22 protein-coding genes are annotated in these 26,576 nt (G+C 73.0%); 13 read left to right on the forward strand and 9 right to left on the reverse strand.

The genetic code is table 11. From position 1 onward, the window contains the following. Positions 1-298 precede the first annotated feature (298 nt). Positions 299-1,498, reverse strand: a complete 1,200-nt coding sequence (locus tag LG634_RS09555) for an NAD(P)-dependent malic enzyme (RefSeq protein WP_226733252.1) — start codon at positions 1,496-1,498, stop codon at positions 299-301. Between the two features lie 530 nt (positions 1,499-2,028). Between LG634_RS09555 and LG634_RS09560 the strand changes: the two genes are divergently transcribed. The 3 genes from LG634_RS09560 to LG634_RS09570 all read left to right on the forward strand — a co-directional run bounded on the left by LG634_RS09560 (position 2,029) and on the right by LG634_RS09570 (position 4,757). Continuing rightward, positions 2,029-2,991, forward strand: a complete 963-nt coding sequence (locus LG634_RS09560; RefSeq protein ID WP_226733253.1) for an ABC transporter substrate-binding protein — start codon at positions 2,029-2,031, stop codon at positions 2,989-2,991. Between the two features lie 63 nt (positions 2,992-3,054). Next, on the forward strand, positions 3,055-3,996 hold the full coding sequence (locus tag LG634_RS09565; protein ID WP_226733254.1) for an amino acid ABC transporter permease: 942 nt from the start codon (positions 3,055-3,057) through the stop codon (positions 3,994-3,996). Beyond that, a complete protein-coding gene (locus tag LG634_RS09570) occupies positions 3,996-4,757 on the forward strand; it encodes an amino acid ABC transporter ATP-binding protein (protein WP_308072399.1) in 762 nt (253 codons plus the stop codon). The genes LG634_RS09565 and LG634_RS09570 overlap by 1 nt, the downstream gene beginning before the upstream one ends. 80 nt (positions 4,758-4,837) lie before the next feature. Here the strand turns inward: LG634_RS09570 and LG634_RS09575 are convergent, their stop codons facing one another. Further along, positions 4,838-5,599, reverse strand: a complete 762-nt coding sequence (locus LG634_RS09575; RefSeq protein ID WP_226733255.1) for a class I SAM-dependent methyltransferase — start codon at positions 5,597-5,599, stop codon at positions 4,838-4,840. A 91-nt stretch (positions 5,600-5,690) separates the two neighbouring features. Here LG634_RS09575 and LG634_RS09580 point away from each other — a divergent pair, with 91 nt between their 5' ends. Further along, complete coding sequence (locus LG634_RS09580) at positions 5,691-6,320, forward strand: CGNR zinc finger domain-containing protein (RefSeq protein ID WP_226733256.1); 630 nt, start codon at positions 5,691-5,693, stop codon at positions 6,318-6,320. Here LG634_RS09580 and sodX read toward each other — a convergent pair. Beyond that, positions 6,224-6,676, reverse strand: a complete 453-nt coding sequence (gene sodX / locus LG634_RS09585; protein ID WP_372482398.1) for a nickel-type superoxide dismutase maturation protease — start codon at positions 6,674-6,676, stop codon at positions 6,224-6,226. The two genes, LG634_RS09580 and sodX, sit on opposite strands and share 97 nt — an antisense overlap. Positions 6,677-6,790: 114 nt before the next feature. Here sodX and sodN point away from each other — a divergent pair, with 114 nt between their 5' ends. Next, positions 6,791-7,186 (forward strand): superoxide dismutase, Ni, encoded by a 396-nt coding sequence (sodN, locus tag LG634_RS09590; RefSeq protein WP_226733257.1) that lies wholly within the window; start codon positions 6,791-6,793, stop codon positions 7,184-7,186. A 115-nt stretch (positions 7,187-7,301) separates the two neighbouring features. Here the strand turns inward: sodN and LG634_RS09595 are convergent, their stop codons facing one another. Next, positions 7,302-7,487: a DUF6104 family protein gene (locus tag LG634_RS09595; RefSeq protein WP_010061466.1), complete on the reverse strand. Its 186-nt coding sequence runs from the start codon at positions 7,485-7,487 to the stop codon at positions 7,302-7,304. A 238-nt stretch (positions 7,488-7,725) separates the two neighbouring features. Here LG634_RS09595 and LG634_RS09600 point away from each other — a divergent pair, with 238 nt between their 5' ends. Further along, positions 7,726-8,832 carry an aKG-HExxH-type peptide beta-hydroxylase gene (locus LG634_RS09600; RefSeq protein WP_226733258.1) on the forward strand — a complete coding sequence of 369 codons (1,107 nt, stop codon included), beginning with the start codon at positions 7,726-7,728 and terminating at the stop codon, positions 8,830-8,832. An 89-nt stretch (positions 8,833-8,921) separates the two neighbouring features. On the opposite strand, the gene LG634_RS09605 is transcribed toward LG634_RS09600, so the two are convergent. The 4 genes from LG634_RS09605 to LG634_RS09620 all read right to left on the reverse strand — a co-directional run bounded on the left by LG634_RS09605 (position 8,922) and on the right by LG634_RS09620 (position 15,655). Further along, positions 8,922-12,824 carry a multifunctional oxoglutarate decarboxylase/oxoglutarate dehydrogenase thiamine pyrophosphate-binding subunit/dihydrolipoyllysine-residue succinyltransferase subunit gene (locus LG634_RS09605; protein WP_226733259.1) on the reverse strand — a complete coding sequence of 1,301 codons (3,903 nt, stop codon included), beginning with the start codon at positions 12,822-12,824 and terminating at the stop codon, positions 8,922-8,924. A gap of 258 nt (positions 12,825-13,082) precedes the next feature. Further along, positions 13,083-14,171 (reverse strand): HAMP domain-containing sensor histidine kinase, encoded by a 1,089-nt coding sequence (locus LG634_RS09610; protein WP_226733260.1) that lies wholly within the window; start codon positions 14,169-14,171, stop codon positions 13,083-13,085. Continuing rightward, entirely contained in the window at positions 14,168-14,902 is a 735-nt protein-coding gene (locus LG634_RS09615) for a response regulator transcription factor (RefSeq protein WP_226733261.1), read from the reverse strand. Before LG634_RS09615 ends, LG634_RS09610 begins: the two co-directional genes overlap by 4 nt. A 234-nt stretch (positions 14,903-15,136) precedes the next feature. Next, positions 15,137-15,655, reverse strand: a complete 519-nt coding sequence (locus LG634_RS09620) for a hypothetical protein (RefSeq protein ID WP_226733262.1) — start codon at positions 15,653-15,655, stop codon at positions 15,137-15,139. A gap of 585 nt (positions 15,656-16,240) precedes the next feature. Here LG634_RS09620 and LG634_RS09625 point away from each other — a divergent pair. The 3 genes from LG634_RS09625 to LG634_RS09635 all read left to right on the forward strand — a co-directional run bounded on the left by LG634_RS09625 (position 16,241) and on the right by LG634_RS09635 (position 20,633). After that, positions 16,241-17,545, forward strand: a complete 1,305-nt coding sequence (locus LG634_RS09625; RefSeq protein WP_226733382.1) for a glycosyltransferase family protein — start codon at positions 16,241-16,243, stop codon at positions 17,543-17,545. Between the two features lie 108 nt (positions 17,546-17,653). Continuing rightward, the gene (lon, locus tag LG634_RS09630; RefSeq protein ID WP_226733263.1) at positions 17,654-20,050 is read left to right on the forward strand and encodes an endopeptidase La; all 2,397 of its coding nucleotides are present in this window, start codon (positions 17,654-17,656) and stop codon (positions 20,048-20,050) included. 127 nt (positions 20,051-20,177) lie between these two features. After that, on the forward strand, positions 20,178-20,633 hold the full coding sequence (locus LG634_RS09635) for a MarR family winged helix-turn-helix transcriptional regulator (RefSeq protein ID WP_226733264.1): 456 nt from the start codon (positions 20,178-20,180) through the stop codon (positions 20,631-20,633). A gap of 31 nt (positions 20,634-20,664) precedes the next feature. Here the strand turns inward: LG634_RS09635 and LG634_RS09640 are convergent, their stop codons facing one another. Further along, positions 20,665-21,447, reverse strand: a complete 783-nt coding sequence (locus LG634_RS09640; protein WP_226733265.1) for a protein phosphatase 2C domain-containing protein — start codon at positions 21,445-21,447, stop codon at positions 20,665-20,667. Between the two features lie 526 nt (positions 21,448-21,973). Between LG634_RS09640 and LG634_RS09645 the strand changes: the two genes are divergently transcribed. The 4 genes from LG634_RS09645 to LG634_RS09660 are packed head-to-tail and all read left to right on the forward strand — an operon-like array spanning position 21,974 to position 26,559. Then, positions 21,974-25,081: a nitrate- and nitrite sensing domain-containing protein gene (locus LG634_RS09645; RefSeq protein ID WP_226733266.1), complete on the forward strand. Its 3,108-nt coding sequence runs from the start codon at positions 21,974-21,976 to the stop codon at positions 25,079-25,081. Beyond that, complete coding sequence (locus LG634_RS09650) at positions 25,078-25,560, forward strand: roadblock/LC7 domain-containing protein (protein WP_226733267.1); 483 nt, start codon at positions 25,078-25,080, stop codon at positions 25,558-25,560. Before LG634_RS09645 ends, LG634_RS09650 begins: the two co-directional genes overlap by 4 nt. Then, positions 25,557-25,925, forward strand: coding sequence for a DUF742 domain-containing protein (locus LG634_RS09655; RefSeq protein ID WP_226733268.1), 369 nt, complete (start codon positions 25,557-25,559; stop codon positions 25,923-25,925). The genes LG634_RS09650 and LG634_RS09655 overlap by 4 nt, the downstream gene beginning before the upstream one ends. Then, the gene (locus tag LG634_RS09660; protein ID WP_372482399.1) at positions 25,906-26,559 is read left to right on the forward strand and encodes a GTP-binding protein; all 654 of its coding nucleotides are present in this window, start codon (positions 25,906-25,908) and stop codon (positions 26,557-26,559) included. The genes LG634_RS09655 and LG634_RS09660 overlap by 20 nt, the downstream gene beginning before the upstream one ends. Positions 26,560-26,576 lie beyond the last annotated feature (17 nt).

Consider the following 26,576-nt stretch of genomic DNA (forward strand, 5'->3'; position numbering starts at 1 on the left):
ACCCGCCGGAGGGGCTGGATTCGGGGCTCCGCCCCAAACCCCGCTCCTCAAACGCCGGAGGGGCTGGATTCGGGGCTCGGCCCCAGACCCCGCTCCTCAAGCGCCGGAGGGGCTGGATTCGGGGCTCGGCCTCAGACCCCGCTCCTCAGGCGCCGGAGGGGCTTGAATTCGCCCCGCACGGGACGGGAACGGGCCGTGCCGCCCCCGGTGTGGGGGGCGGCACGGCCCGTTGAGGTGGGGCGGCGTTGCACGCGCCGGTCCCGGTGGCCCGGCGTTGCACGGCGCCGGGCCCGGTGGGTCAGGGGCGGCGGGCGACGCCCTCCGCGCGGGCCGCGGCGGCGACCGCGGCGGTGACCGCCTCGGCGACGCGCTCGTCGAACGGCGACGGGATCACGTGATCCGCCGCAAGGTCGTCACCCACGACACCGGCGATCGCATCGGCGGCGGCGATCTTCATGCCCTCGGTGATCCGCGACGCCCGCACCTTCAGCGCACCGGCGAAGATGCCGGGGAACGCCAGGACGTTGTTGATCTGGTTCGGGAAGTCGCTGCGCCCCGTGGCCACGACGGCCGCGTACTTGTGCGCGACGTCCGGGTGGACCTCCGGGTTCGGGTTGGCCATGGCGAAGACGAAGCAGTCCTTCGCCATCGTGGCCACCGCCGACTCGGGCACGGTGCCGCCGGACACGCCGATGAACACGTCCGCGCCCGCGAGCGCGTCCTCCAGGCTGCCCGACAGCCCGGTCTTGTTCGTCAGGCCCGCGATCTCCCGCTTGACGTCGGTGAGGTCCGACCGGTCGCTGGAGACGACGCCCTTGCGGTCGGTGACGCACACGTCGCCGATGCCCGCGTCGACCAGGATCTTGGCGATGGCGATGCCCGCCGCACCCGCACCGGAGATCACCGCGCGCAGGTCGCCGAGCGTGCGCCCGGTGAGCTTGGCGGCGTTCCGCAGGGCGGCCAGCGACACGATCGCCGTGCCGTGCTGGTCGTCGTGGAAGATCGGGATGTCCAGGGCTTCCTGGAGCCGGCGCTCGATCTCGAAGCAGCGCGGCGCCGAGATGTCCTCGAGGTTCACTCCACCGAAGGACGGAGCGAGGCGCACCACGGTCTCGACGATCTCGTCGGTGTCCTTGGTCGCGAGGGCGATCGGCACGGCGTCCACGCCGCCGAACTGCTTGAAGAGGATGGCCTTGCCCTCCATCACGGGGAGGGAGGCCTCGGGCCCGATGTCACCGAGTCCGAGCACGGCCGTACCGTCGGTGACGACGGCGACCACGTTCGACTTCCAGGTGTAGTCGTTGACCAGGTCGGGCTGCTCGGCGATGGCGCTGCACACCTTCGCGACGCCGGGCGTGTAAGCGAGGGACAGGTCGTCCTTGTCGCGGACGGGCACGGTGGCCTGCACTGCCATCTTGCCGCCCCGGTGCAGCGCGAAGGCCGCATCGGGATTGTTGTCCGTGATGTCGCTGCGAGGATTGACGATCTCCGCTGCCACTTGTTTGACCCCTTAAGTCTTTAATCGTTGAGGGTGGCCACTCCTGGTTGAGGGGTGGGCGGGCACCGCGTGCGAGCTCCGGCTTCGGCTGTGGCGGTAGGCCTGCCTCCCTCGGAGTGGGAGGTACGTACGCGCGGGCGCGCCGCACACGCGCCCTGAGCCCCGGATGAGGGGTGTAAGGATCTGTTCTACCCGAAGAACGCACGCCCAGACGAGTCGATTCCCCTGTGACTTTAAGCCGGTTGTCCGTTTTTGCCTAAAAGTCCACGGAACTCTGTCCAGGCATCGAGACACGCCGCAAAAATTGGCGCCCGAGGCACCTTTCGCACGAGAAATTCCCGTCGCGATCACCCTTGTCCGCAGGGCTGTTGGGCACTCCGGGGTACCCGTTATCCGATTTTGACCTCACTGGCCGTCCGATTCATGCAGTCCGAATGGCAAGATGCGGAATCACACGAGGTCGCGACACTCGAAGGTGCGTGCCCGACCGTTTTCGGCCCGCTTCTGCATCCCTGCCGGAGGACCAGCTCATGACCGCTAGCACCACTCGTCGTACGACCGCCGCCCGGTCCCGGATCGCCGCGGTCAGCGCCGTTGCGGTTGCCGGTGCCCTCATCCTGACCGGCTGTGGCGACCAGACGGACAAGGCTCCCGAGTCCTCCAACAGCCAGGCCGGCAACAGCAAGGCGCCGCTCTTCTCGAAGCTCCCGAAGAAGATCCAGGACGCCGGTGTCATCAAGGTCGGCACGGACGCCACGTACGCCCCGATGGAGTTCACCAAGGACGGCAAGATCGTCGGCCTGGACCCGGACGTCGCGGCCGCGCTCGGCAAGCAGCTCGGTGTCGAGTTCAAGTTCGAGTCCGGCACCTTCGACACCCTGATCGGCAGCATGCAGACCGGCCGCACCGACGCGGTCATGTCCTCGCTGAGCGACACCAAGGCCCGCCAGGAGGGCCTGGACGACAAGGGCAAGAAGACCGGCGCCGGCGTCGACTTCGTCGACTACTTCACCGCCTCCACCGGCATCCTGGTCAAGAAGGGCAACCCGCAGGGCATCAAGACCCTCGACGACCTCTGCGGCAAGAAGGTCGCCGTCCAGCGCGGCACCACGTACGAGCAGTCCGCCAAGGACCAGGCCGCCAAGTGCAAGAAGGACGGCAAGGGCGCCCTGAGCATCGAGTCGTACCCGACCGACGCCGAGGCCCAGACCCGCGTGAAGGCCGGCGGCGCCGCCGCCGACCTGAACGACTCGCCGGTCGCCGCGTACATCGCGCAGACCGCGAACGGCGGCAACGACTTCGAGGCCATCGCCAACCCGACCGACGCGGGTCCGCTCGGCATCGCCGTGGACAAGAAGAACACCCAGCTGCGCGACGCGCTGAAGGAAGCCCTGGCGGCGATCATCGCGGACGGCACGTACAAGGCCGCCCTCGACAAGTGGAACGCCGGCACCGGCGCCGTGACCTCGGCGCAGATCAACGCCGGGCAGTGACCTCCTGCGGGGCGCCCCTCCCGGGCGCCCCGCCTTCTCGTGCACCACTGAAGGGCAGTCACTGTGACTGACAAGCTCGACAAGGCCTCCGGCCCGGCGGACACCCCGCCGGCCGGGAGCACCCCTCACGAGCCGATCCGCGCCATCCCGGTCCGCCATTACGGCCGGTGGATCAGCGCCGTCGTGATCCTGGCCCTGGTCGTCGCCCTCGGGTACGCCTTCTCGCAGGGCAACGTCCGCTGGGCGACCGTGCCGGAGAAGCTCTTCGACGGCTCGATCATCAAGGGTCTGTTCAACACCATCTGGATCAGCGTCGCCTCGATGGCCGTGGGCCTCGTGCTCGGTGTCGTCTTCGCCGTGATGCGCCTCTCGAAGAACCCGGTGACCAGCACCATCGCCTGGTTCTACATCTGGCTCTTCCGCGGTACCCCGGTGTACGTCCAGCTCCTCATCTGGTTCAACCTCGCCCTGATCTTCCCCGTCCTGAACCTCGGGTTCTACAAGGACGAGATGACCCAGGTCATGACCCCGTTCCTGGCCGCCCTGCTGGGCCTCGGCCTCAACGAGGGCGCGTACATGGCCGAGATCGTCCGGGCCGGCATCCAGTCCGTCGACGAGGGCCAGACGGAGGCCTCGCACGCGCTGGGCATGACCCAGACGCAGACCATGCGCCGCGTCGTGCTGCCGCAGGCCATGCGCGTCATCGTGCCGCCGACCGGCAACGAGTTCATCAACATGCTGAAGACCTCGTCGCTGGTGGTCGCGGTGCAGTACTACGACCTGCTGCGCGCCGCCCAGGACATCGCGTCGACCTCGTTCGCGGTCATGGAGATGTTCTTCGTCGCCTCGATCTGGTACCTCGCGCTGACCAGCGTGTTCTCCGTCGGGCAGTACTACCTGGAGCGGTACTACGCACGCGGTGCGCTGCGCACGCTCCCGCCCACGCCGTGGCAGAAGGTCAAGGCGAACCTCTCCCGCTTCTCGAACCGCAAGGCGGTGGCCTGATGACTGCCATGGTGAAGGCCGAGGGCGTCCACAAGTCCTACGGTGCCGCGCACATCCTCAAGGGCATCGACCTGGAGGTCGCGCCGCGTGAGGTGTTCTGCCTGATCGGCCCCTCGGGTTCCGGGAAGTCGACCTTCCTCCGGTGCATCAACCACCTGGAGAAGATCAACGGCGGCAAGCTGTACGTCGACGGCGACCTCGTCGGCTACCGCCAGAAGGGCGACAAGCTGTACGAGCTGAAGGACAGCGAGGTCGCGGCCCAGCGCCGGGACATCGGCATGGTCTTCCAGCGCTTCAACCTGTTCCCGCACATGACGGCCATAGAGAACGTCATGGAAGCCCCGGTCATGGTCAAGGGCGAGTCCAAGGCGGTGGCGCGCGAGCGCGCGATCCGGCTCCTCGACCGGGTGGGCCTGGGCGACAAGGGCAACAACTACCCGTCGATGCTCTCCGGCGGCCAGCAGCAGCGCGTGGCGATCGCCCGCGCGCTGGCCATGGAGCCGAAGCTGATGCTCTTCGACGAGCCGACCTCGGCCCTGGACCCGGAGCTCGTCGGTGACGTGCTCGACGTCATGCGCGACCTCGCCGAGTCCGGCATGACCATGATCGTCGTGACCCACGAGATGGGCTTCGCCCGCGAGGTCGGCGACAACCTGGTCTTCATGGACGGCGGCGTGGTGGTCGAGTCCGGCCACCCGCGCGAGGTCCTGGGCAACCCGCAGCACGACCGCACGAAGGCGTTCCTCTCCAAGGTGCTGTAAGGCCTGTCGGCAGGCCCGCTCACCCGAACGGGCGAAGGGGCGGTACGGAATCTCCCGTACCGCCCCTTCGGCATCCCGGTCTACTTCAGGGCGAGCACCATCGCGTCCGACGGGGACCGCCAGACCGTGCGGGCCTCGGCGAAGCCCGCCTCGCGCAGGGCGGCGGCGTGCCAGTGCTCGGACGGGGTGTCGCCGTCGGCGTGCTCGCCGTAGATCTCGTAGCGGCGCCTGGTGGGCTCGGCGAGCACCGGGTCGGCGGCGCACAGCTGCCACCACTCGGCCCAGTCCAGGGCGCCGGCCGCGCGCGCCCGCTCCATTCCGGCGTGCCGGAGGGCGCGCTCGGCGGCGTTGATCCGCGGAGTGGTGTCGTCGGCCATGTGGTCGGCGTTCACGACCACCCCGCCGCGGCGCACGAGCGGGGCGAGCTGCCCGTAGACCACGGCGAGCTGCGGGGCGTACAGCCAGTGCAGGGCGGTGGCGGTGAGCACCGCGTCGTACGTGTCGTGCGGGAGCAGCGCCGGCCAGTCCGGGTCCTTGAGGTCCGCGGTGACGAAGGCGGCCCGGGGATCGCCCGCGAAGGTGCCCTCGGCGATCGCGAGCAGGGCGGGGTCGAGGTCCACGCCCGTGCACCGGGCCTCGGGGAACCTCTTGAGCACGCGGTCCGTGATACTTCCCGTACCGCACGCGAGGTCCAGGACCCGGGGCGCCGTCCCGACCAGTGCCTCGACCATGTCCAGCATCACCCGGAAGCGCTCCTCGCGGTCCGGCATGTACCACTCCTGCTGGCGGTCCCAGCTCTCCTGCCAGGCCCGCCAGTCCGTACCGGTCTTCGCGTCCGTCATCGGGAACCCCTCTGTACGTAATACCCTCGAAGCCAGATCGGCCATTACAGGGCCGTGCTCTGACCCTAGACCGTCGCCGTAAGGACTACAAGTGGAACTGGCCTATTACTCGGACTATGCCGTGCGCCTGGTCAACACCGAGGAGCCGGCCCGCGCCAGGGACTCCCTCACCTCCGTGGAGGCCGTCCGCGCCCTCTTCGGCGCCGGCTCGCAGATGGCCCGCCGGGTCACCGACGCGGACCTCACCCGCTTCCGCAGCGTCCGCGCCCGGCTGCGCGCGGTCTTCGACGCCGCCGACGGCGGGGACCACACCCTCGCGGTCGACCTGCTGAACTCGCTGCTGCTGGAGTTCCCCGTCAGCCCGCAGATCTCCGGCCACGACCACCTCGACGACGAGGGCCGGCCCCGCTGGCACATGCACCTCGCCGACCACCCCTCGAACGCGACCGCGGGCTACGCCGCGATCGCCTCCATGGGCCTGGCCTTCCACCTCACCGAGTACGGCGCCGACCGGCTGGGCCTGTGCCAGGCCGCGCCCTGCCGCAACGCCTACCTCGACACCTCCACCAACCGGTCCCGCCGCTACTGCTCCGACCGCTGTGCCACCCGCGCCAACGTCGCCGCCTACCGGGCCCGCAAGCGGCTGGAGGCCGACGCGTCGGCCGGCAGCGGGCGCAGCGCCGACAGCGCCCAGGAGAGCCGGGCGGGCAGCGAGCTCTGATGCGCCCGCCGGGGCCGGAACCGCAGCCGGGCGGTGGCCAGGATCAGCTCCTCGGGCACCGTCCCGTAGTCCGTGCTGTCGCCCCCGGCGAACGCGTTGTCGCCGAGCACCCACCAGCCGCCGGACCGCCGTTCCGCGGCCCGCTTGACCACCAGCAGGTCCTGCTGGAACGGGTGGCGCAGGATCACGATGTGCCCCGGCCGGACCGGCCGCCCGAACCGCACCACCAGCCGGTCGCCGTCCAGCAGGGTCGGCGCCATCGACGGACCGGTCACCTCGACCACCTCGAACGGCATCCTGGACGATCTTGGCTCCAGCACCCGGCAACCTCCCGCTCCGGCCGTACGTTCACTCACGTCTCCCAGGATGGCCCTGGACTTTTGTCCTAAGCCGCCGGGGGTGGCGGCGAAAACCGCTTTCTCACGGAGTAATCTCCCACCTGAGAAGACGATCACGAGGAGGAGCACCTCATGCTTTCCCGCCTGTTCGCCCCCAAGGCGACGGTCAGCGCCCACTGCGACCTGCCCTGCGGCGTGTACGACCCCGCCCAGGCCCGTATCGAGGCCGAGTCGGTCAAGGCCGTCCAGGAGAAGTACCAGGCCAACGAGGACGCGGACTTCCGCGCCCGCGCGCTCGTCATCAAGGAGCAGCGCGCCGAGATGGCCAAGCACCACGTGTCGGTCCTGTGGAGCGACTACTTCAAGGCCCCGCACTTCGAGAAGTACCCCCAGCTGCACCAGCTGGTGAACGACACCCTGAAGGCCCTCTCGGCCGCCAAGGCGTCGAACGACCCGGCGACCGGCCAGAAGGCCCTCGACCTGATCAAGGAGATCGACGAGATCTTCTGGGCGACCAAGCAGGCCTGAGCCCGCACGCCCCGCACGCACGAAGGCCCGGCCGGATCGCTCCGGCCGGGCCTTCGTGCGTCGCCGTTCCCGCAGTCGTCTGCGCGGACGCCCGCGCAGACGCCCGCGCGCGGGCCTACTCGTCCTCGTCGTCCTCGTCGTCCAGACGGGCCAGCCAGGTGGCCAGGCGCTCGACCGGGACCTCGAAGTCCGGGTTCAGATCGACGAAGGTGCGCAGCTGCTCCGCGAGCCACTCGAAGGTGACCTCCTCCTCGCCGCGCCGCTTCTCCAGTTCCTCGATGCCGCGATCGGTGAAGTACACAACAGGCTCCGTGCCGTGGGTGGGATGTTCCCCGCCAGGATAGTCGGCCGTCCGGGTGACACCCGGCGGACACGTGACCGCCGTGCACTTGACCGCTTTCCGACGTTAGCCCGCCCCCTCCGAGGGCAGGGATGGAGCGTCCGCAGCGGGAGGAACCACCGATGAGCCATGCCGGCACCCAGGGCGGCATACGGACCGCGCACCACGGCCACGCCCCCCGGCCCGCCGGAGGCGCCGCGTGAACCGGCCCGCCGTGCCCGGCCCGCTGCTGCGCGACCTGGCCGCCGCCGAACCCTCCGCCGAGGGCACCCGGCTGCTCCAGGGCGCCCGGCAGGACCGACGCACCGGCCTGCTCGACGCGCTCCGCTCGGCCGTCCCGCGCGGGCCCGCCGACGAGGCCTGGGCGCTGCTCGACGAGGCCGGCCGGCACGCCCCCGGAGCCGTCCGCGACGTCCTGCACTACCCCGCCACCGGGGTCTGGGCCGAGGAGACCCTGCGCCGGCTGCGCCGCCCCGGCGGCCCGCCGCCGGACCTCGGCCACCTCGACGGCCTGGCCGCGGCCGCCGCCCTGCGCGCCGGAATCACCTTCAAAGCCGTCCTGAAGCCCGTCCAGGGCCGCCTGGTGCTCCCCACCCTCGGGATCCTGCGCCCGCCGCACTCCGGCCCGTACACGCTCACCGAGGGCGGCTGGGACCCCGGCGACCCTGCGGCCCTGCCGCTGCACGCGCTGCCCTGCGGCCGCACCGCCCTCGACGACCTCGACCCGTACCGTGCGCCCGGCGGGGCCGCCGCCGCCCGGGCCGCCCGCCGGCTCACCGCCCGCGGGCACAAGCGCTGGGACACCCAGTGGACGGGCGCCTTCACCCTGCTGGAGCGGTACGACACCGCCCGCGCCGGGGAGACCGCCGGGCTGCTGCGCAGCATCGTCCCGCTGGCCGGCGGGATCCGCAGCGCCGGCGCCGCCGTCCGGCCCGCGCCCGGCTCGGCGCTGGTCCGCGGCCAGTCCCCGCCGGCGCTGGCCGCCGCCCTGGTCCGCGAGGTCCAGCACGCCAAGCTGGCCGTCCTCGCCGGGCTGCTGCCGCTGCGCACCCCCGGACCCGGCCGGCAGCCCCCCGACGGCCTCCTCGGCGGCACGTACGCGGACCTCGCCCTCGCCCGGTACTGGCAGCGGGCCGCCCTCTACGGGGCCCGCGGCGCCTGGACCCAGCACGCCCGGCACCGGTCCCGGGCCGCCGCCGCGCTGCCCGCGCTGGGGAGGGAGCCGGAGCTGACGGAGGCCGGCCGGGAGTTCGTCGCCGCGATGGCGGCCGCCGAACGCGCCCTGGACACGCCGCCCGCGGGCTGACACGCCGGAAGGCCCGGCCCCCGCGGGGGGACCGGGCCTTCCGGATGCCGTACCGGGTCCGTGCGGACCCGCAGCCTTGCCGTGCGGCCTTACGCGTCGAAGACCTCGGCGACCAGCTGGGCCTGCTCGGCCTGGTGGCGCTTGGCCGAGCCCACGGCCGGGGACGAACCGTGCGGCCGCGAGATGCGGCGCAGGCGCTCGCCCGCCGGGATGTCGGCACCGACCGCCAGGTCGAGGTGGTCGATCAGGTTGAGCGCGATGAACGGCCACGCACCCTGGTTCGCCGGCTCCTCCTGCGCCCACAGGTACTTCTCGGCGTTCGGGTACTTGGCGATCTCCGCCTGGAGCTCGGCACCCGGCAGCGGGTACAGGCGCTCGATGCGGATGATCGCCGTGTCCGTGACGCCGCGCTTGACCCGCTCGGCCTCCAGGTCGTAGTAGACCTTGCCGGCGCAGAAGACGACCTTGCGGACCGCGTTCGGGTCCACCGCCGTGTCACCGATCACCGGGCGGAAGCCGCCGGTGGTGAACTCCTCGGCCCTCGACGCCGCGGCCTTCAGACGCAGCATCGACTTCGGGGTGAAGACGACGAGCGGCTTGTGGTGCGGGTTGTGGACCTGCCAGCGCAGCAGGTGGAAGTAGTTCGACGGCAGCGTCGGCATGGCGACCGTCATGTTGTTCTGGGCGCAGAGCTGGAGGAACCGCTCCGGGCGGGCGGAGCTGTGGTCCGGGCCCTGGCCCTCGTAGCCGTGCGGCAGCAGCAGGGTGACGCCGGAGGTCTGGCCCCACTTCTGCTCGGCGGAGGAGATGAACTCGTCGACGACGGTCTGCGCGCCGTTGACGAAGTCGCCGAACTGCGCCTCCCACAGCACCAGCGCGTCCGGGCGGGCCAGCGAGTAGCCGTACTCGAAGCCCATGGCCGCGTACTCGGAGAGCAGCGAGTCGTAGACGTTGTAGCGGGCCTGGTCGTCGGACAGGTAGAGCAGCGGGGTGTAGTCCTCGCCGGTCTCCCGGTCCACCAGCACCGCGTGGCGCTGGCCGAAGGTGCCGCGGCGGGAGTCCTGGCCTGACAGCCGGACCGGGGTGCCTTCCAGCAGCAGCGAACCGAAGGCCAGGGTCTCGCCCATCGCCCAGTCGATCGTGCCGTCGTCGATCATCGCCGCACGGCGCTGGATCTGCGGCAGCAGACGCGGGTGGACGGTGATCCGCTCCGGGATGTTGACCTGCGACTCCGCGATCCGCTTCACGACCTCCTGGGAGATCGCCGTGGTCACGGTGGCCGGGAACTCCGGCTGGGCGGCCGGGACCGGCGCGCCGGCGACGGCCGGGTTGGCGGCGGCCTCGCGGACCTCCGCGAAGACCTTCTCCAGCTGGCCCTGGAAGTCCTGCAGCGCCTGCTCGGCCTCTTCCAGCGTGATGTCGCCGCGGCCGATCAGGGACTCGGTGTACAGCTTGCGCACCGAGCGCTTCTTGTCGATCAGGTCGTACATCAGCGGCTGCGTGAACGACGGGTTGTCGGCCTCGTTGTGACCGCGGCGGCGGTAGCAGATGAGGTCGATGACGACGTCCTTGTTGAACGCCTGGCGGAACTCGAAGGCGAGGCGGCCCACGCGGACCACGGCCTCCGGGTCGTCGCCGTTCACGTGGAAGATCGGCGCCTCGATCATGCGGGCCACGTCGGTGGCGTACATGGAGGAGCGCGAGGACGTCGGCGCGGCGGTGAAGCCGACCTGGTTGTTGATCACGATGTGCACGGTGCCGCCGGTGCGGTAACCGCGCAGCTGCGACATGTTCAGGGTCTCGGCCACGACGCCCTGGCCCGCGAAGGCCGCGTCGCCGTGCAGCGCCACCGGCAGGACGGTGAAGTCCGTGCCGCCCTTGTTGATCAGGTCCTGCTTGGCGCGGACCACGCCCTCCAGGACCGGGTCCACCGCCTCCAGGTGCGAGGGGTTCGCGACCAGGGAGACCTTGATCTGCTCGCCGTCGAGGCCCGTGAAGGTGCCCTCGGCGCCCAGGTGGTACTTCACGTCGCCGGAGCCGTGCATGGACTTCGGGTCGAGGTTGCCCTCGAACTCGCGGAAGATCTGCGCGTACGACTTGCCGACGATGTTCGCCAGGACGTTCAGGCGGCCGCGGTGGGCCATGCCGATGGCGACCTCGTCGAGGCGGGCCTCGGCGGCCGAGTCGATGACGGCGTCGAGCAGCGGGATGACGGACTCGCCGCCCTCCAGGGAGAAGCGCTTCTGGCCGACGTACTTCGTCTGCAGGAAGGTCTCGAACGCCTCGGCGGCGTTCAGGCGGCGCAGGATCCGCAGCTGCTCCTCGCGCTCCGGCTTGGTGTGCGGGCGCTCGATGCGGTCCTGGATCCACTTGCGCTGCTTCGGGTCCTGGATGTGCATGAACTCGACGCCGGTGGTGCGGCAGTACGAGTCGCGCAGCACGCCGAGGATGTCGCGGAGCTTCATCATCGACTTGCCGGAGAAGCCGCCGACCGCGAACTCGCGCTCCAGGTCCCACAGGGTGAGGCCGTGCTCGGTGATGTCGAGGTCGGGGTGCTTGCGCTGCTTGTACTCCAGCGGGTCGGTGTCGGCCATGACGTGGCCGCGCACCCGGTAGGAGTGGATCAGCTCGAAGACGCGGGCGGCCTTCGTGACGTCGTCGTCGTGCGAGGCGTCGATGTCGCGCAGCCAGCGGACCGGCTCGTACGGGATCCGCAGCGACTCGAAGACCTGGTCGTAGAAGCCGTCCTCGCCGAGGAGCAGGTTCGCGACGATCCGCAGGAACTCGCCGGAGGCCGCGCCCTGGATGACCCGGTGGTCGTAGGTCGAGGTCAGGGTCATGACCTTGGAGATGCCCAGCTTGTTCAGGGTGTCCTGGGAGGTGCCCTGGAACTCGGCCGGGTAGTCCATGGAGCCGACGCCCATGATGACCGACTGCCCGGGCATCAGGCGGGGCACGGAGTGCACGGTGCCCAGGCCGCCGGGGTTGGTCAGGGAGACCGTGACGCCGGTGAAGTCGTCCATCGTCAGCTTGCCGACGCGGGCGCGGCGGACGATGTCCTCGTAGGCCTGCCAGAACTCGAAGAAGTTGAGCGTCTCGGCCTTCTTGATGCCGGCGACGACGAGCTGGCGGTCGCCGTTGGGCTTGACCAGGTCGATGGCGAGGCCGAAGTTCACGTGCTCCGGCTTGACCAGGGTCGGCTTGCCGTCCTTCTCCGCGAAGGAGTGGTTCATCGCCGGCATGGCCTTGATGGCCTGCACCATCGCGAAGCCGATGAGGTGCGTGAAGGAGATCTTCCCGCCGCGGGCCCGCTTGAGGTGGTTGTTGATGACGATGCGGTTGTCGAACAGCAGCTTCACCGGGACGGCGCGCACGGACGTGGCCGTCGGCACCTCCAGCGAGGCGTTCATGTTCTTCGCGACGGCGGCGGCCGGGCCGCGCAGCGTCACGAACTCGGGGCCCGCGGGGGCCTCGGCGGCGGGGGCCGCGGCCGGCTTGGCGGCGGCGGGGGAGGCCTGGGGGGCGACCGTGGCCGGAGCGGCGGCCGGGGTCTGGGAGGTGACAGTCACAGCAGAGGCACCAGAGGGAGTGGCAGGAGCAGAGGCAGGAGCTGTTGCAGAGGGCGCGGCCTGCGCGGGTGCGGCGCCGGCCGCCCCCGTGGCGGCGGCGACGGGGGCCTGCGGGGCCGGAGCCGAAGCCGTGGCCGGGGCCGTGGGTGCGGGGGCGGACTGTGCGGTTCCGCTCACGCCGGCCGGGGCCGTGCCGTCCGTGGTCGCGGCGGGCTTCTCCGGCTGGGCCGCGGCGGCCTGGCCGCCCGGCTTGTAGTCGGCGAAGAAGTCCCACCAGGCACGGTCGACCGAATTCGGGTCCTGGAGGTACTGCTGGTAGATCTCGTCGACGAGCCACTCGTTGGCTCCGAAGCCCGAGGCGGGGTTCTTCCCGCCGCCTGCTTCGGTCGTGGTGCTCGCATTACTGGGGGACTGTGGCGACACGGCGGCAACCGCCCTCTTCCGCTTCACAAGGTGATGGACAGCGGGAATAAAGGCTACGCCTCCCCGGCCGCTGGATGCAGACCGGGCGGGACTTACGTCGTGCAAGTCACATCGAACGGCGGGTTTCGCGGGGTGGAATGGCGGGAAACAAACGCGGTTTGCGTACGCGGCACCGCGGTTGCGACCTGCCGGCTCGCACCCCTGACGGAACCCGGGCACGTGTGGCCGAGATCCCTGCTTCCTGACTCGAACCCTACGTCAACCTCGCGCGGTCCGGACTCCCGGAAGGGTGACCAGGATCCGGCAGCCCCGAGGGGATTCGGCCACCCCGATGCGCCCGCCGTGGAGTTCGACCGCCCAGCGGGCGATCGCCAGACCCAGTCCGGTGCCGCCGTCGCCCTTGGCGCTGCCCCGGTTGAAGCGCTCGAAGACCCGGTGCCGCTCGGACTCCGGGATGCCCGGACCCTCGTCCAGCACGTCCAGCACCAGCGACTCCGGCGCGTGCCCGCGCCGCGCCCGTACGGTCACCCGGCCGTGCTGGGGGCTGTGCCGGACGGCGTTGTCGATCAGGTTCGCCACCACCTGGTGCAGCCGCTCCGCGTCCGCGTGCGCGCTCAGGTCCGGCGGGAACACGTCCAGGTGCAGGTGCACGTCCTTGCGGGTGTGGCTGCCCGAGTTCGACGCCAGGCCCGGCCGGCCGGCCGCCGCCAGCCCCGCCTCCTTCAGGATCCCCGACAGGTACGGCCACACCTCGAAGCGGCGGGCGTTCAGCGGCACCACCCCATTGTCCACCCGGGACAGGTCCAGCAGGGTCTCCACCAGCCCGCCGAGCCGCTCGGTCTGCTTGAGCATCGTCCGCATGGTCTCGCCGTCCGGCTCCGAGACCCCGTCCACGACGTTCTCCAGCACGGCCCGCAGCGCCGCGATCGGCGTCCGCAGCTCGTGCGAGACGTTCGCCACCAGCTCCTTGCGGTGCCGGTCCACGGCCTCCAGGTCGTCCGCCATCACGTTGATCGTGGCGGCCAGCGCGCCCAGCTCGTCGCGGCGGTCCGCGCCCTGCACCCGCTGGGTGAAGTCGCCGTGCGAGATCGCCCGTGCCACCGTGGTCATCTCGTCCAGCGGCGCGGTCATGCTGTGCGCCACGAACTGGGTGATCAGCATCGAGGCGATCACCGAGAACACGGTGATGAACCGCAGCTCCGTGTCCGTGCGCAGGGCCACCATCAGCAGGCCCGTGGTGATGAAGACCGAGACGACCACCAGGGTGCCGAGCTTGGTCTTGATCGAGAGCCGCGTCCGCGGACGCGCTCCGGGCCGCTGCGGGCGCGGCCCCGGCCCGGCGGTCATGACGCCGGGGTCTCCAGGGCGTACCCGACGCCGTGCACGGTGCGGATCCGCTCGGCTCCGATCTTCCGGCGCAGCGCCTTGATGTGGCTGTCCACGGTCCGGGTGCCGGAGGCGTCCGCCCAGTCCCACACCTCGGCCAGCAGCTGCTCCCGGGAGAGCACCGCCCGCGGGGTGCCGGCCAGGCACACCAGCAGGTCGAACTCGGTCGGGGTCAGGTGCACGTCCGCGGCCTGCACCCGCACCCGGCGCTGGGCGTGGTCGATCTCCAGGTCGCCCAGCCGCAGGGTGCCGGCCTTGGGGGCGGTCGCGGCCAGGGTGGCCCGCTCCACCCGGCGCAGCAGCACGTGCACGCGGGCGGCCAGCTCCCGCATGGAGAACGGCTTCGTCATGTAGTCGTCGGCGCCCACGCCCAGGCCGACCAGCAGGTCGGTCTCGTCGTCGCGCGCCGTGAGCATGAGGACCGGCACCGGGCGCTGGGCCTGGACCCGGCGGCAGACCTCCAGGCCGTCGAAGCCGGGCAGCATCACGTCGAGCACCAGCAGGTCGGGCTGCCAGCCCTCGGCGGCCGCCACCGCGGCCGGGCCGTCACCGGCCGTCTCGACCTGGAAGCCCTCGGCCCGGAGACGGGCGGCGATGGCCTCCGCGATGGTCTGGTCGTCCTCGACGACGAGGACCCGGCGCTGGGCGCCGGGGGTCGCCGCTGCCGCGTTGTGGGTGTGTGCCTGTTCCATCGCCCCGCCCCTGTTCGGCCGTGCTCGCTGCTCGTCGTCGTCCGTCGTCGCCCGGGGTCCGGTCGCCGATCCGGTGTCGCGACCGGCCCGATGATCCGCGCGATGGGGAGCAGCGTAGAGGAGTCCTGCAGGACGGGCCACGCCCGGTGGAGCCAGGTCAGGACGGGCCCGGGCAAGGGGCACGTCTGGCCGGTACCAGGCTGAATCCGGCATTCCGGATCGTCTGGCGGTGCGTCAGAACGGCGGGAGGGCGGCCAGTACGGCGGCCAGGCGGGGCGGCATCACGGTCTCCTGCGCGGCGACCTCGCGGCCGGCGTGGACGAAGGCGTACATGAACGTGTCGAAGGAGCGGGGGTCCGTGCTGACCCGGGGGAGCTCCTGGAAATCGGCGGCCTCGAGGACGTCCCGGAGCCGGGCCAGCCGGGCGCCGGTGAGGCGGCCCTTCGACGTCTCCCGGCCGTGGTCGAGGCGGCGGTACGTGCCGTCCGAGGCGATCAGGATGCTCTTGTGCTCGCCGGCGTAGCCGCCGCTGCGGGTGACGGTGAGCAGGCGGTCGCTGCGGGGCGCGGGTGTCGTGGGCCGGGGCTGGTCCCCGGTGGGGGCGGGCGCCGGCGCGGAGCGTGCGCTGCTGCTGCTGCTCGCGGGCGGCCGGTCGCCCGCCGAATCGGGGGGCGGCGGGTCCGCGGCGGGGGAGCAGGCGGCCAGGGCGAGGGCCGTGCCGAGGGTGGCTGCGGTCGTCCGGAACCTTGCCATTGCTCCACCTCCGCTGTCGGGGCCCCTCCCCGCGCTCCTTGGACGCCCTCCCCGTCCCCCCGGTTCCCGCCTCGGCCACCGGCGGGGCCGGGCCGCGGGGCGGGATCCGGCGGCGCGGGGGCTCCGCCCCCGCGCCCCCGGTCCTCAAGCGCCGGACGGGCTGGATTTGGGGCTCCGTCCCCGCGCCCCCGGTCCTCAAGCGCCGGACGGGCTGGATTTGGGGCTCTGCCCCCGCGCCCCCGCGCCCCGGGCGCCTCAAGCGCCGGCGGGGCCGGGATTGCCGCTGACCGGGCTTCGGCTGCTCCGTCCATGGGCCGACGGGGCCGACAGGGCTGGATGCTGCGGGGAAAGCAGCCTCGCCGGCGGTTGAGGCGCGGGGTGCGGGGCGGCGGCCCGGGGGTTGGGTGGGATCGGCTTGGGCGGTGAATCCGGGCGGGGGAAAACCAGCCTCGCCGGCGATTGAGGCGCGGGGTCCGGGGCGGAGCCCCGGGGGTGGGGGCGCGCTGCCCCGGCCCGTCCGGCGATCGACCGCCGTGCCCGGGTCCGGACGGGGGGCCGGTCGTTGGGTGGGGTGTGGTGAAGGGGATGGTGTGGGCGGGACCCGCGGCGGCCGCGCTGACGGTCGGCGCCTGGGGCATCCGGCGCGGCGGCAGCATGTGGCGGGACGAGTCCGTGACCGTACAGGTGGGGCGGCGGACGGCCGGGGAGATCGTGCGGCTGCTCGGCCGGGTGGACGCCGTGCACGGGGTGTACTACCTGCTCGTGCACGGCACCTTCGGCGGGGCCCCGGGCCCGGTCGACGCCCGCGCCCTCTCCGTGCTCGCGACGGCGATCGCCGCGGCCGGCGTCGCGGCCACCGGCCGCCTCCTGGCCGGCGACCGCGCGGGACTGACCGCCGGCCTGGCCTACGCCTGGCTGCCCCCGGTCCAGATGTACGCCCAGGAGGCCCGCTCGTACGCCCTCGTCTCCGCCGCCGTCATCTGGTCCGGCCACTTCCTGCTCCGCCGCCGCTGGGCCGGGTACACCGTCCTCCTCGCCCTCGCCTGCTGCCTGCACACGTTCGCGGCCCTCGCCCTCCTCGCCCACGCCGTCACCGCCCGGCACATCCCGCACTGGCGGTGGAGCGCGGCCGCCGTGCTCACGGCCGCCGCCCCGCTCGCCCTCCTCGGCTCCCGCCAGGCCGCGGCCCAGCTCGGCTGGCTCGGCCGCCCGTCGTGGGCGGACTGGACGGCGTACGCGGTGGCCGCCGGCCTCGGCCTGTGGGCGGCCCGGGGCGCTCCGAAGGTCCTGGTCCGCACCGCCCTGCCGCTGCTCCTGCTGCCGCCCGGCCTGCTGCTGACGGTCTCGCTGGCCCACCCCTGGTACGTCGACCGGTACGTGCTGTACGCGCTCGCCGGCCTCGCCCTGCTGGCCGGAGCCCGCCGCGGCCGCACGGTGCTGCTGCTCGCCGTGCTCGTCCTGCCCTGGGCCTGCTGGCTGCGCACCCCCGAGAGCCGCAAGGACGACGCCCTGGCCGCGGCGGCCGCGGTGCGCGAACTCGCCCGGCCGGGGGACGCCGTGCTGTTCCTGCCGGCCCGCCGCCGCGAGTGGCTGCTGTCCTCGCCGGAGGTGCTCGGCCCCCTCGACGACCTCGCCCTCGACCGCCCGCCGGCCGCCTCCCGCACGCTCCACGGCACCGAACTGCCCGCCGACCGCATCCGGGCCGCGATGCTTGCCGCGCCCCGCATCGTCGCCCTGTCCGACCCGCCCGGCCGGCCGCTCGACCCGTACCCGCGGGAAACCGTCAAACGGCAGGCCCTGGCCGCCCACTTCACGCTGTGCACGGCCCGCCCGGTGCTCGGCGCCCGGATCGCGCTGTACGCCCGGCCGGGGCAGTGCCCCAGGAGTTGAATCCTCCCCTCCGGATCTTTCGCCGACGGCGAACGCCGGTTGGGGAACACTAGCCCGCGCAGATGCATTGAGTCGGCATAGCTCAACTTCACTGCCGGAGGGAAGATCATGGCTTCGACGTCCGTACCGCTCACTCTGCCCGTGCTGCCGCTTGACGACGAGGTCGTGCTGCCCGGCATGGTCGTGCCGCTCGACCTGTCCGACGCGGAGGTGCGTGCGGCGGTCGAGGCGGCGCAGGCCGCGGCCGGCAGCGGCAAACCCAAGGTCCTGCTCGTGCCGCGGATCGACGGCACGTACGCCGGGACCGGCGTCCTCGGCACGGTCGAGCAGGTCGGCCGGCTCTCCGACGGCGACCCCGGCGCCCTGATCCGCGGCCGCGGCCGGGTCCGCATCGGCGCCGGCACCACCGGCCCCGGCGCCGCCCTGTGGGTGGAGGGCGAGACCGTGGCCGAGCACGTGCCCGATCCGCTGCCCGGCGCGGTGACCGAGCTGGTCAAGGAGTACAAGGCGCTCGCCACCAGCTGGCTGACCAAGCGCGGCGCCTGGCAGGTCGTCGACCGGGTGGCGCAGATCGAGGGCGTGTCCGCGCTCGCCGACAACGCCGGCTACTCGCCGTTCCTGAGCACCGCGCAGAAGGTCGAACTGCTGGAGACCGCCGACCCGGTCGCCCGCCTCAGGCTCGCCGTCCGCCAGCTGAGCGACCACCTCGCCGAGCAGGACGTCGCCGAGTCCATCGCCAAGGACGTCCAGGACGGCGTAGACAAGCAGCAGCGCGAGTTCCTGCTGCGCCGCCAGCTGGAGGCCGTGCGCAAGGAGCTGCGCGAGCTGAACGGCGACCCCGAGGGCGAGGAGTCCGACGACTACCGGGCCCGCGTGGAGGCCGCCGACCTGCCGGAGAAGGTCCGCGAGGCGGCCCTCAAGGAGGTCGACAAGCTGGAACGGGCCAGCGACCAGAACCCCGAGGGCTCCTGGATCCGCACCTGGCTGGACACCGTCCTCGAACTGCCCTGGAACGAGCGCACCGAGGACGCGTACGACATCCGCGGCGCCCGGGCCGTCCTGGACGCCGAGCACGCCGGGCTGGAGGACGTGAAGGAGCGGATCACCGAGTACCTCGCGGTCCGCAAGCGCCGGGCCGACCGCGGCATGGGCCTGGTCGGCGGCCGCCGCGGCGGCGCCGTGCTCGCGCTGGTCGGCCCGCCCGGCGTCGGCAAGACCTCGCTCGGAGAGTCCGTGGCCCACGCGATGGGCCGCAAGTTCGTACGGGTCGCCCTCGGCGGCGTCCGGGACGAGGCGGAGATCCGGGGCCACCGGCGCACGTACGTCGGGGCGCTGCCCGGCCGGATCGTACGGGCCGTCAAGGAGGCCGGGTCGATGAACCCGGTGGTGCTCCTCGACGAGATCGACAAGGTGGGCTCCGACTTCCGAGGCGACCCGGCCGCCGCCCTCCTCGAAGTGCTGGACCCGGCGCAGAACCACACCTTCCGCGACCACTACCTGGAGGTCGAGCTCGACCTCAGCGACGTGGTCTTCCTCGCCACCGCCAACGTGCTGGAGGCCATCCCCGAGGCCCTGCTCGACCGGATGGAACTGGTCCGGCTGGACGGCTACACCGAGGACGAGAAGGTCGTCATCGCCCGCGACCACCTGCTGCCCCGCCAGCTGGAGCGCGCCGGGCTGGCCGCCGACGAGGTCTCCCTGACCGAGGAGGCCCTGCGCAGCCTGGCCGGCGAGTACACCCGCGAGGCCGGGGTGCGCACCCTGGAGCGGTCCCTCGCCCGGCTGCTGCGGAAGGCGGCCGCCCAGCACGAGCTGGGCGAGCGGGAGCTGCCGTTCGCCATCGGCAGGGACGACCTGCGCGGGCTCATCGGGCGGCCGCACCACGTGCCCGAGTCGGCGCAGGACCCGGCCGAGCGGCGCACCGCGGTGCCCGGTGTGGCCACCGGGCTGGCCGTCACCGGGGCCGGCGGCGACGTCCTCTACGTGGAGGCCTCCCTCGCCGATCCGGAGACCGGCGGGGCCGGGCTGACCCTCACCGGCCAGCTGGGCGACGTGATGAAGGAGTCCGCGCAGATCGCGCTGAGCTTCCTGCGCTCGCACGGCGCCGAGCTGGAACTCCCCGTGGCCGACCTCAAGGACCGGGGAGTGCACATCCACTTCCCGGCGGGCGCGGTCCCCAAGGACGGCCCGAGCGCCGGCATCACCATGACCACCGCGCTGGCCTCGCTGCTCTCCGGCCGCCAGGTCCGCACGGACGTGGCGATGACCGGCGAGGTGTCGCTGACCGGGCGGGTGCTGCCGATCGGCGGGGTCAAGCAGAAGCTGCTGGCCGCGCACCGGGCCGGGATGACCACCGTGATCATCCCGAAGCGGAACGAGGCCGATCTGGACGACGTGCCGGCCGAGGTGCTCGACGCGCTGGAGGTGCACCCGGTCACCGACGTCCGCCAGGTGCTGGAGCTGGCCCTGACGGAGGCCGCCGTGCCGGTCGCCGCCGCGGCCTGATCCCCGCCCGGCCCCTGCCGGACTTCCCGGGACGCGCCGTCCGGGGCCCCGCCGCCTGCGGGGGGCCGGGCGGCGCGCTGCGAAATACTGGTGCCCCGACCGGCCGCGGCGGCCGGGGACACCACCGATGGGAGCGCACGTGCAGGGCAGTGGAGAGCAGGAGTTCCTCGCACTGGAGCGGGAGCTTTCCGTGTTCCTGCGGCGCGCCAGGGCGTCGTCCGGGGAGATGGCGCGCGAGCTCCACCCCGAACTGGAGCCGGCCGCGTACGGGCTGCTCGTCCGCCTGGAGGAGGCGGGGCGGCAGCGGGCCACCGACCTCGCCGCGTACTTCGGGGTCGGCAAGGCCACCATGAGCCGGCAGCTGCGGGCCCTGGAGGAGCTGGGCCTGCTGGCACGCGAGCCGGACCCGGCGGACGGCCGGGCCTTCCTGGTGGGCCTCACCCCCGAGGGCCGCGAACGGTTCCTGAAGGTGCGTGACGCCCGCCGGGTCCGCTACATGCGCAAACTGGCCGGCTGGGACCGCGGCGAGGTCGCGGAGCTGGCCCGGCTGCTCCACCAGCTCAACGCGGGCACGGATTCCTGACGCGCGCGGGGCCCGGCCCCGCCGCACCGCCTCACAGCTCCGCGTACACCGCGGACGCGTCGTCGTGGCGCTTGCCGCGCGGGACCGGTCCGGGCCCCGACTCGCGTGCCCGCACCCGGTCGAGCAGCGCCCGCGGCCCCTCCGTGCGGAGCAGGTCCAGGCACTCCGGCCAGCCGCCCTCGTGGAAGGTGTCCGTCCAGCGGGTGGCACCGTCCGTGAGCGCGGCCGCCGCGGTCACCGCCGCGCGCGGCACCGAGCCCGTCACCGCCCGGGCCGCCACCGCCGGATCCGCGGCCGCCGTGAAGAACGCCAGCGGCTCGCCCGCCGCGTTGCGCAGCGCGTCGGTCGCCGCCGCAGACCCCAGCACCGCGCGCGGCACCCGGTCCAGCCGGTCGTCCCGGACCGCGGTCACCGTCCCGTCCGGGGCCCGCAGCAGCAGCACCGAGTCGGACAGCACGAGGTAGTCGAAGCGCTCCTCGTCCCAGCGCGCGAGCACCACCGTCGCCTGGGGAGTGCGGACGTGAGAAAGGTCACACGAGGTCCGGTGGTCGTCGGCGGTGCGCCCGATCGCCTCCGCCAGGACCTGCGCAAGCGTCATGTTCCGCCGCGATCCGGACAGTTCGGTCAGCCGGCCGCCGAGCCGGGCCGTGAACCAGGGCACTCCGTGCGTGCAGCCGTCCCCGCCCGCGGGTGGAGTGACCCCGTCCAGGACCACCAGGACTCCGCCCTGGCCGGAGGCCGGTAGCGCGGCCGACGCCCAGTCCTCGTTGGGGCGTTGCGGATCCCCCGGCAGGGAGGCCATCTCGATGCGCATGCGGACAGTCTGCCCGGGTTGCCCCGGTCTGGACCGGAGAACCGTCCGGACCCGCGTACAGGTACGTACCAGGGCGCGGCCGGGGTGCCGGCGGGCCGGGTGGGCCGGGGGAGAGGGGAATTCGACGCTCCGCGCGGCTGTGGGCGCGCATATTGCCAAGGCCCCCGCGATGTTTCAACCGCCGGTCCACCGCAGCCCCCTGGCGGGGCCCGACCCGAGTTGATCGCCAACTCGCACCTGATGTTCACTCGTTCGAGTGGCCGGGCCGGCGATGCACGCCTGTCTCCCAAACACACTTGGAATGGTCTGAAGCGGTACGAGGGGGCAGGGGCGTTTACTTGTTGACCGGCCGTCACCTCGGCCAGGGAATCCCCCGGGACACAGCCCGGGGAAGCAGACGAGTACACGTACAGGATTGCGAGCACCGGTGGCGAACAAGCGGTCTCGGAGGACCGGCAGCAGCACGGCGAGGACCGAACGCTCCGGGGGAACCGCGGGCGCCGAAGGCCGTCCCGACGGCCGTTCCGTGCGCGTGCGCACCCGGCTGGTCCTCAGCGTCGCGGTGGTCGGCCTCACCGTCCTCGGCGCGGGCGCACCCGCGGCCGTCTCGGTGTCCGCCGAGCTGAACGAGTCCCAGCGGCTCGTCACCCTCGCCGACCACACCCGGCAGACCCTCGCCCTCGCCCACGCGCTCTCCGACGAGCGCGACGCCGCCGTGGCCTTCGTCGCCGACGGCCGGCCGGGCGCCGGCAAGGCCGCCGTGCAGGACCGGGCCGCCCGGGTCGACCAGCAGATCGGCGAGGCCCGGCCCGAGGCCGGCGCCGACCTGGAGCGCGCGCTCGGCCGGGTGCCGGCCGTCCGCACCGCCACCCTCACCGGCAAGGGCAGCGCCCTCGCCGCGCACCTCGCCTACTCCGAGGTCATCGGCGAGCTGCTGAAGCCCGCCGGCGAACTCGCCGAGCGGACCCCGCCGCGCGCCGACACCGCGCTGGCCACCGCCCGCGCCCTCGACCCGCTGGGCCGCGCCGTCGACCAGGCCTCCGCCACCCGCGGACTCCTCCTGGCCGCGCTCGCCGTGCCCGAGGGCCCCGAGCAGGTGCCCGTCTACAACCCGGACACCGGCCGGTACGAGGAGCCCGGCCCGAGCCCCGAGGACAAGGCCCGCGACGAGCTGACGGCCGCGGCGCAGCGCGCCCGGGTCCGTGAGCAGGCCGCGCTGGAGGACTTCACCCGCGCCGCCCGGCCCGATGTGCGCGAGACCCTCACCGCCACCGTCACCGGCCCCGAGGTCAAGGCCGCCGAGGGCTACCTCGACCGGCTGACCGACCGCGCCACCCTCACCAGCGCCGACCGCAAGCTCGACGGCGAGAAGGTCGCCGCCGCGCTGACCGCGCGCATCGACCGGATGCGGTCCGTCGAGGCCACCCTCGCCGCCGAACGCGCCACCGCCCTGGCCGCGCTGCGCGACGACGACGTGACCGAGCTGGAGGTGCTGCTCGGCCTGGTCGGCCTGCTCCTGCTGATCGCCGTCGGCGTCTCCACCGGCGTCGCCCGTACGCTGACCCGCCCGCTGTCCGTGCTCAAGCGCGGCGCCGAGCGGCTCGCCTCCCCCGAGGGGGCCGCCGACCCGGTCCGCTTCATCGGCCGCAACGACGAGTTCGCCGCCGTGGTCCGCTCCCTCAACGCGATGCAGGCCCGCAACGAGGCCCAGTCCACCGCGCTGCACACCCGGATCGCCGGCCTCGACGACGACCGCAGCCGGCTCATCGAGCGCAACGACACCCTGAGCGCCGCCAAGACCGCGCTCGACAAGGAGCTGGCGGAACTCCGCGCCAACCTGGAGGAGTACCGCCGGGTCCTGTCGACCACCTCCGTCTCGCTCTCGCTGCGCACCCTCGGCCTGGTCGAGCGGCAGCTCGCGGTGATCGAGCAGATGGAGGCCAAGGAGCAGGACCCCGACCGGCTCGCCACCCTCTTCAAGGTCGACCACCTGGCGACGGTCATGCGCCGCCACAACGAGAACCTGCTGGTCCTCGCCGGCCAGGAGCACGGCCACGGGCAGGCGGGCCCGGTCCCGCTGGTGGACGTCATGCGGGCCGCGGTCAGCGAGATCGAGCGCTACGAGCGGGTCGAGCTCCAGGCCATGCCGGTCCTCACCCAGGTCGCCGGGCACGCCGCCGACGACATCTCGCACGTCGTCGCCGAGCTGCTGGAGAACGCCACCACCTTCTCGCCGCCGGAGGCCAGGGTGAAGGTCGCGGCCTGGCTGCTGGACGACGGCGACATCGTCGTCTCCGTCCAGGACGAGGGCATCGGCGTCACCGGCGACCGGCTCGCCGACCTCAACCGGCGGCTGTCCGACCCGGACGCGTACGAGCACGAGGAGGAGTCCGAGCACGGCCTCGGCCTCGGCCTGTACGTCGCCGGCCGGCTGGCCGCGCGGCACGGCGTCACCGCCGAGCTGCGGGCCCGGCAGGGCGGCGGCACGGAAGGCCTGGTCGTCATCCCGGCCGCGCTGCTCCCCGCCGCGCCCGTCGCCCCCGAGCACACCCTCAGCCTCCCGGACGCGCCCGCCCTCCGCCTCCCGGGCGTGATCGCCGAGGCCAACTCGAACGTCATCCCGCCGCGCCGCCGGCCGGACCGGGACCAGGCGGCTCCGGCCGAGCCGTCCGCCGGGCAGGCGCCCGCCGCGGAGGAGCCCGTCGCGGAGGCTCCGTTCGGGGACGAGCCCGTCACGGAAACCGCGTTCGCGGAAGAGCCCGCCGCGCAGGCGGCCTTCGCGGGCGAGCCCGCTGTGGAGGCCGGGGTCGCGGACGAGCCTGCGGCGGACGAGCGCTTCGCGCAGGACGCCTTCGCCCCGGACGCCGTCCCCGAGGCCCAGGCGTCGGCGGACCGGGCCGCCCCGGACCCCGCGCCCGTGCACGGCTTCGCCGAGGCCGGCGCGGCCGGGTTCGCGGAGGCCGCACGCCCGCAGGCCGCCGACGGCCCGCTCCCGTCGGCCGGCGAGGTGTTCCGGGTGCCCGCCCAGGCATCCGGGGAGCCGGCGCCCGAGGCCGCCGAGGAGCTGCCGCCCGCGGCCCAGGTGTTCCGGATGCCCGCCGCCGAGCCGGAGGCGCACGCCTTCGCCGAGGCCGGATCCGCCCCGCAGCCGGCCGGCCCCGAGGCCACCGGGCCCGTCGTCTCGCGCCGCCAGGTGTTCGACGTACCGGCGCCGGCCGAGGAGCCGCTGCCGCCCGCCGGGCAGGTGTTCCGGGTGCCCGCGCCCGAGCCCGCGGCGGAGCAGCCGCAGGACGGTGCGGACCCCGATGGCGCCGCCGACTCCGACGGCTGGGTGCTCGCCGCCCCGCTGCCGCGCCGCGCCGACGCCGGGGAGCAGGAGGCCGACGTCCGGGACGAGACCGACGAGGACGCGTACCGGCTCACCGACAAGGGGCTGCCCAAGCGCACCCCGCGGGTCGTCGAGCCCGCTCCCACGGACGAGCGAAAGACCGCCCCGCGAGTTGACGCCGAGGAACTCCGGCGCCGGCTCGGGGGGTTCTACCAGGGGGCCCGCGACGGCCGGCGGGTGGCTGACGCCGAGCACGCCGAGCGGGCGAAGGACGAGGGGGACACCGTCGAGGAGGCACGCACGTGACCGCGCCCAGTACGTACGGACTGAGCACGCAGGCCCGCAATCTGCAGTGGCTGCTGACCGACCTGGTCGAGGAGGTGCCAGGGCTGCTCTCGGTGGCCGTGGTCTCCTCGGACGGGCTCCTGCTGCTCTCCTCCGACCCGGGACAGGCCGACGCACCCGCACCGAAGAAGGAGACGAGAGGTCCGCGCGGCGCGTCCGCCGACCTCGCGACCATCGTCTCCGGCCTCGGCAGCCTGACCCTCGGCGCCGCCCAGCTCATGGACGCCGGCGGGGTCAAGCAGACCATGGTCTCGATGGAGAACGGCAACGTCTTCGTCATGGCCATCAGCGACGGCTCGCTGCTCGGCGTGCACGCCGTACCGGACTGCGACATGAGCGTCGTCGCGTACCACATGGCGCTCTTCGTCGGCCGTGCCGGCCACGTCCTCACCCCCGAAGTCCGCAGCGAGCTGCGCCAGTCCCTGGAGAGAACGCCGTGAGCGACCGGCTGCCGATACGCGGAGCCGACCGCCGCCCCGCCCGCGTCCGCCCGTACTCCCTGACGGGCGGCCGCACCCGGTTCGGGCACGTCCTGCTCGTCGAGACCTTCGTGGCCACCCTCGACACCACGACGGACGCCCCCGTCCGGCTGCCCGAAATGCGGGCCATCGTCGAGGTGTGCCGCCGCATGCGCACCGTCGCCGAGATATCGGCCCTGCTCAAGCTGCCGCTGGGCGTCGTCCGGGTGCTCCTGAGCGACCTGGCCGACCAGGGAAGGATCCGCGTCTACGGAACCGGTCACGGCAGCGGCCGGCCCGAGCGCGCACTGCTCGAAAGGGTGCTCAGTGGGCTCCGCCGTCTCTGAACCGCTCCCGGACCTGGACGGCCCGGACCACCTGCGCCTCCCGGACTCCGAAGAGGGCGTCCAGCCCTGGCAGTACGACCGCTCCCGCGCCCCGATCGCCGTCAAGGTGCTCGTCGCGGGCGGCTTCGGCGTCGGCAAGTCGACCTTCGTCGGCTGCATGTCCGAGATCACCCCGCTGAAGACCGAAGCCCTCATGACCGAGGCCGGCGCCCCCACCGACGACCTGTCGGCGACCCCGGGCAAGAACACCACCACGGTCGCCATGGACTTCGGCCGCATCACCCTCGCCGACGACCTCGTCCTGTACGTGTACGGCACGCCCGGACAGGAACGTTTCTGGTTCATGTGGGACGACCTGGTGCGCGGGGCGATCGGCGGCATCGTCATGGCCGACACCCGCCGGCTGCCCGACAGCTTCCCCGCCCTCGACTACTTCGAGAGCTGCGGACTGCCGTACGTGGTCGCCGTCAACCACTTCGAGGGCACCCGCTCCTACGAGCCCGAGGACGTGCGCGAGGCACTGACCGTGCCCCCGCACGTGCCCGTCGTGATCATGGACGCGCGGCGACGGGACACGGTGCTGGAGTCCCTGCTCGCGCTCGTGAGCCACGCCCTCGACAGCACGCCCGAATAAGCGGAGAGCCAGGAGAG

The sequence above is a fragment of the Streptomyces bambusae genome (assembly GCF_020532645.1).
In the GTDB taxonomy this organism is placed as follows: Bacteria; Actinomycetota; Actinomycetes; order Streptomycetales; family Streptomycetaceae; genus Streptomyces; species Streptomyces bambusae.

Bases quoted from the DNA above. Each gene is read 5' to 3' on its own strand.
- LG634_RS09620 (WP_226733262.1), bottom strand. From the start codon at position 15,655: ATGGCAAGGTTCCGGACGACCGCAGCCACCCTCGGCACGGCCCTCGCC.
- LG634_RS09625 (WP_226733382.1), top strand. From the start codon at position 16,241: ATGGTGTGGGCGGGACCCGCGGCGGCCGCGCTGACGGTCGGCGCCTGG.
- LG634_RS09610 (WP_226733260.1), bottom strand. From the start codon at position 14,171: ATGACCGCCGGGCCGGGGCCGCGCCCGCAGCGGCCCGGAGCGCGTCCG.
- LG634_RS09575 (WP_226733255.1), bottom strand. From the start codon at position 5,599: ATGACGGACGCGAAGACCGGTACGGACTGGCGGGCCTGGCAGGAGAGC.
- lon (WP_226733263.1), top strand. From the start codon at position 17,654: ATGGCTTCGACGTCCGTACCGCTCACTCTGCCCGTGCTGCCGCTTGAC.
- LG634_RS09640 (WP_226733265.1), bottom strand. From the start codon at position 21,447: ATGCGCATCGAGATGGCCTCCCTGCCGGGGGATCCGCAACGCCCCAAC.
- LG634_RS09560 (WP_226733253.1), top strand. From the start codon at position 2,029: ATGACCGCTAGCACCACTCGTCGTACGACCGCCGCCCGGTCCCGGATC.
- LG634_RS09570 (WP_308072399.1), top strand. From the start codon at position 3,996: ATGACTGCCATGGTGAAGGCCGAGGGCGTCCACAAGTCCTACGGTGCC.
- sodN (WP_226733257.1), top strand. From the start codon at position 6,791: ATGCTTTCCCGCCTGTTCGCCCCCAAGGCGACGGTCAGCGCCCACTGC.
- LG634_RS09635 (WP_226733264.1), top strand. From the start codon at position 20,178: ATGGGAGCGCACGTGCAGGGCAGTGGAGAGCAGGAGTTCCTCGCACTG.
- LG634_RS09615 (WP_226733261.1), bottom strand. From the start codon at position 14,902: ATGGAACAGGCACACACCCACAACGCGGCAGCGGCGACCCCCGGCGCC.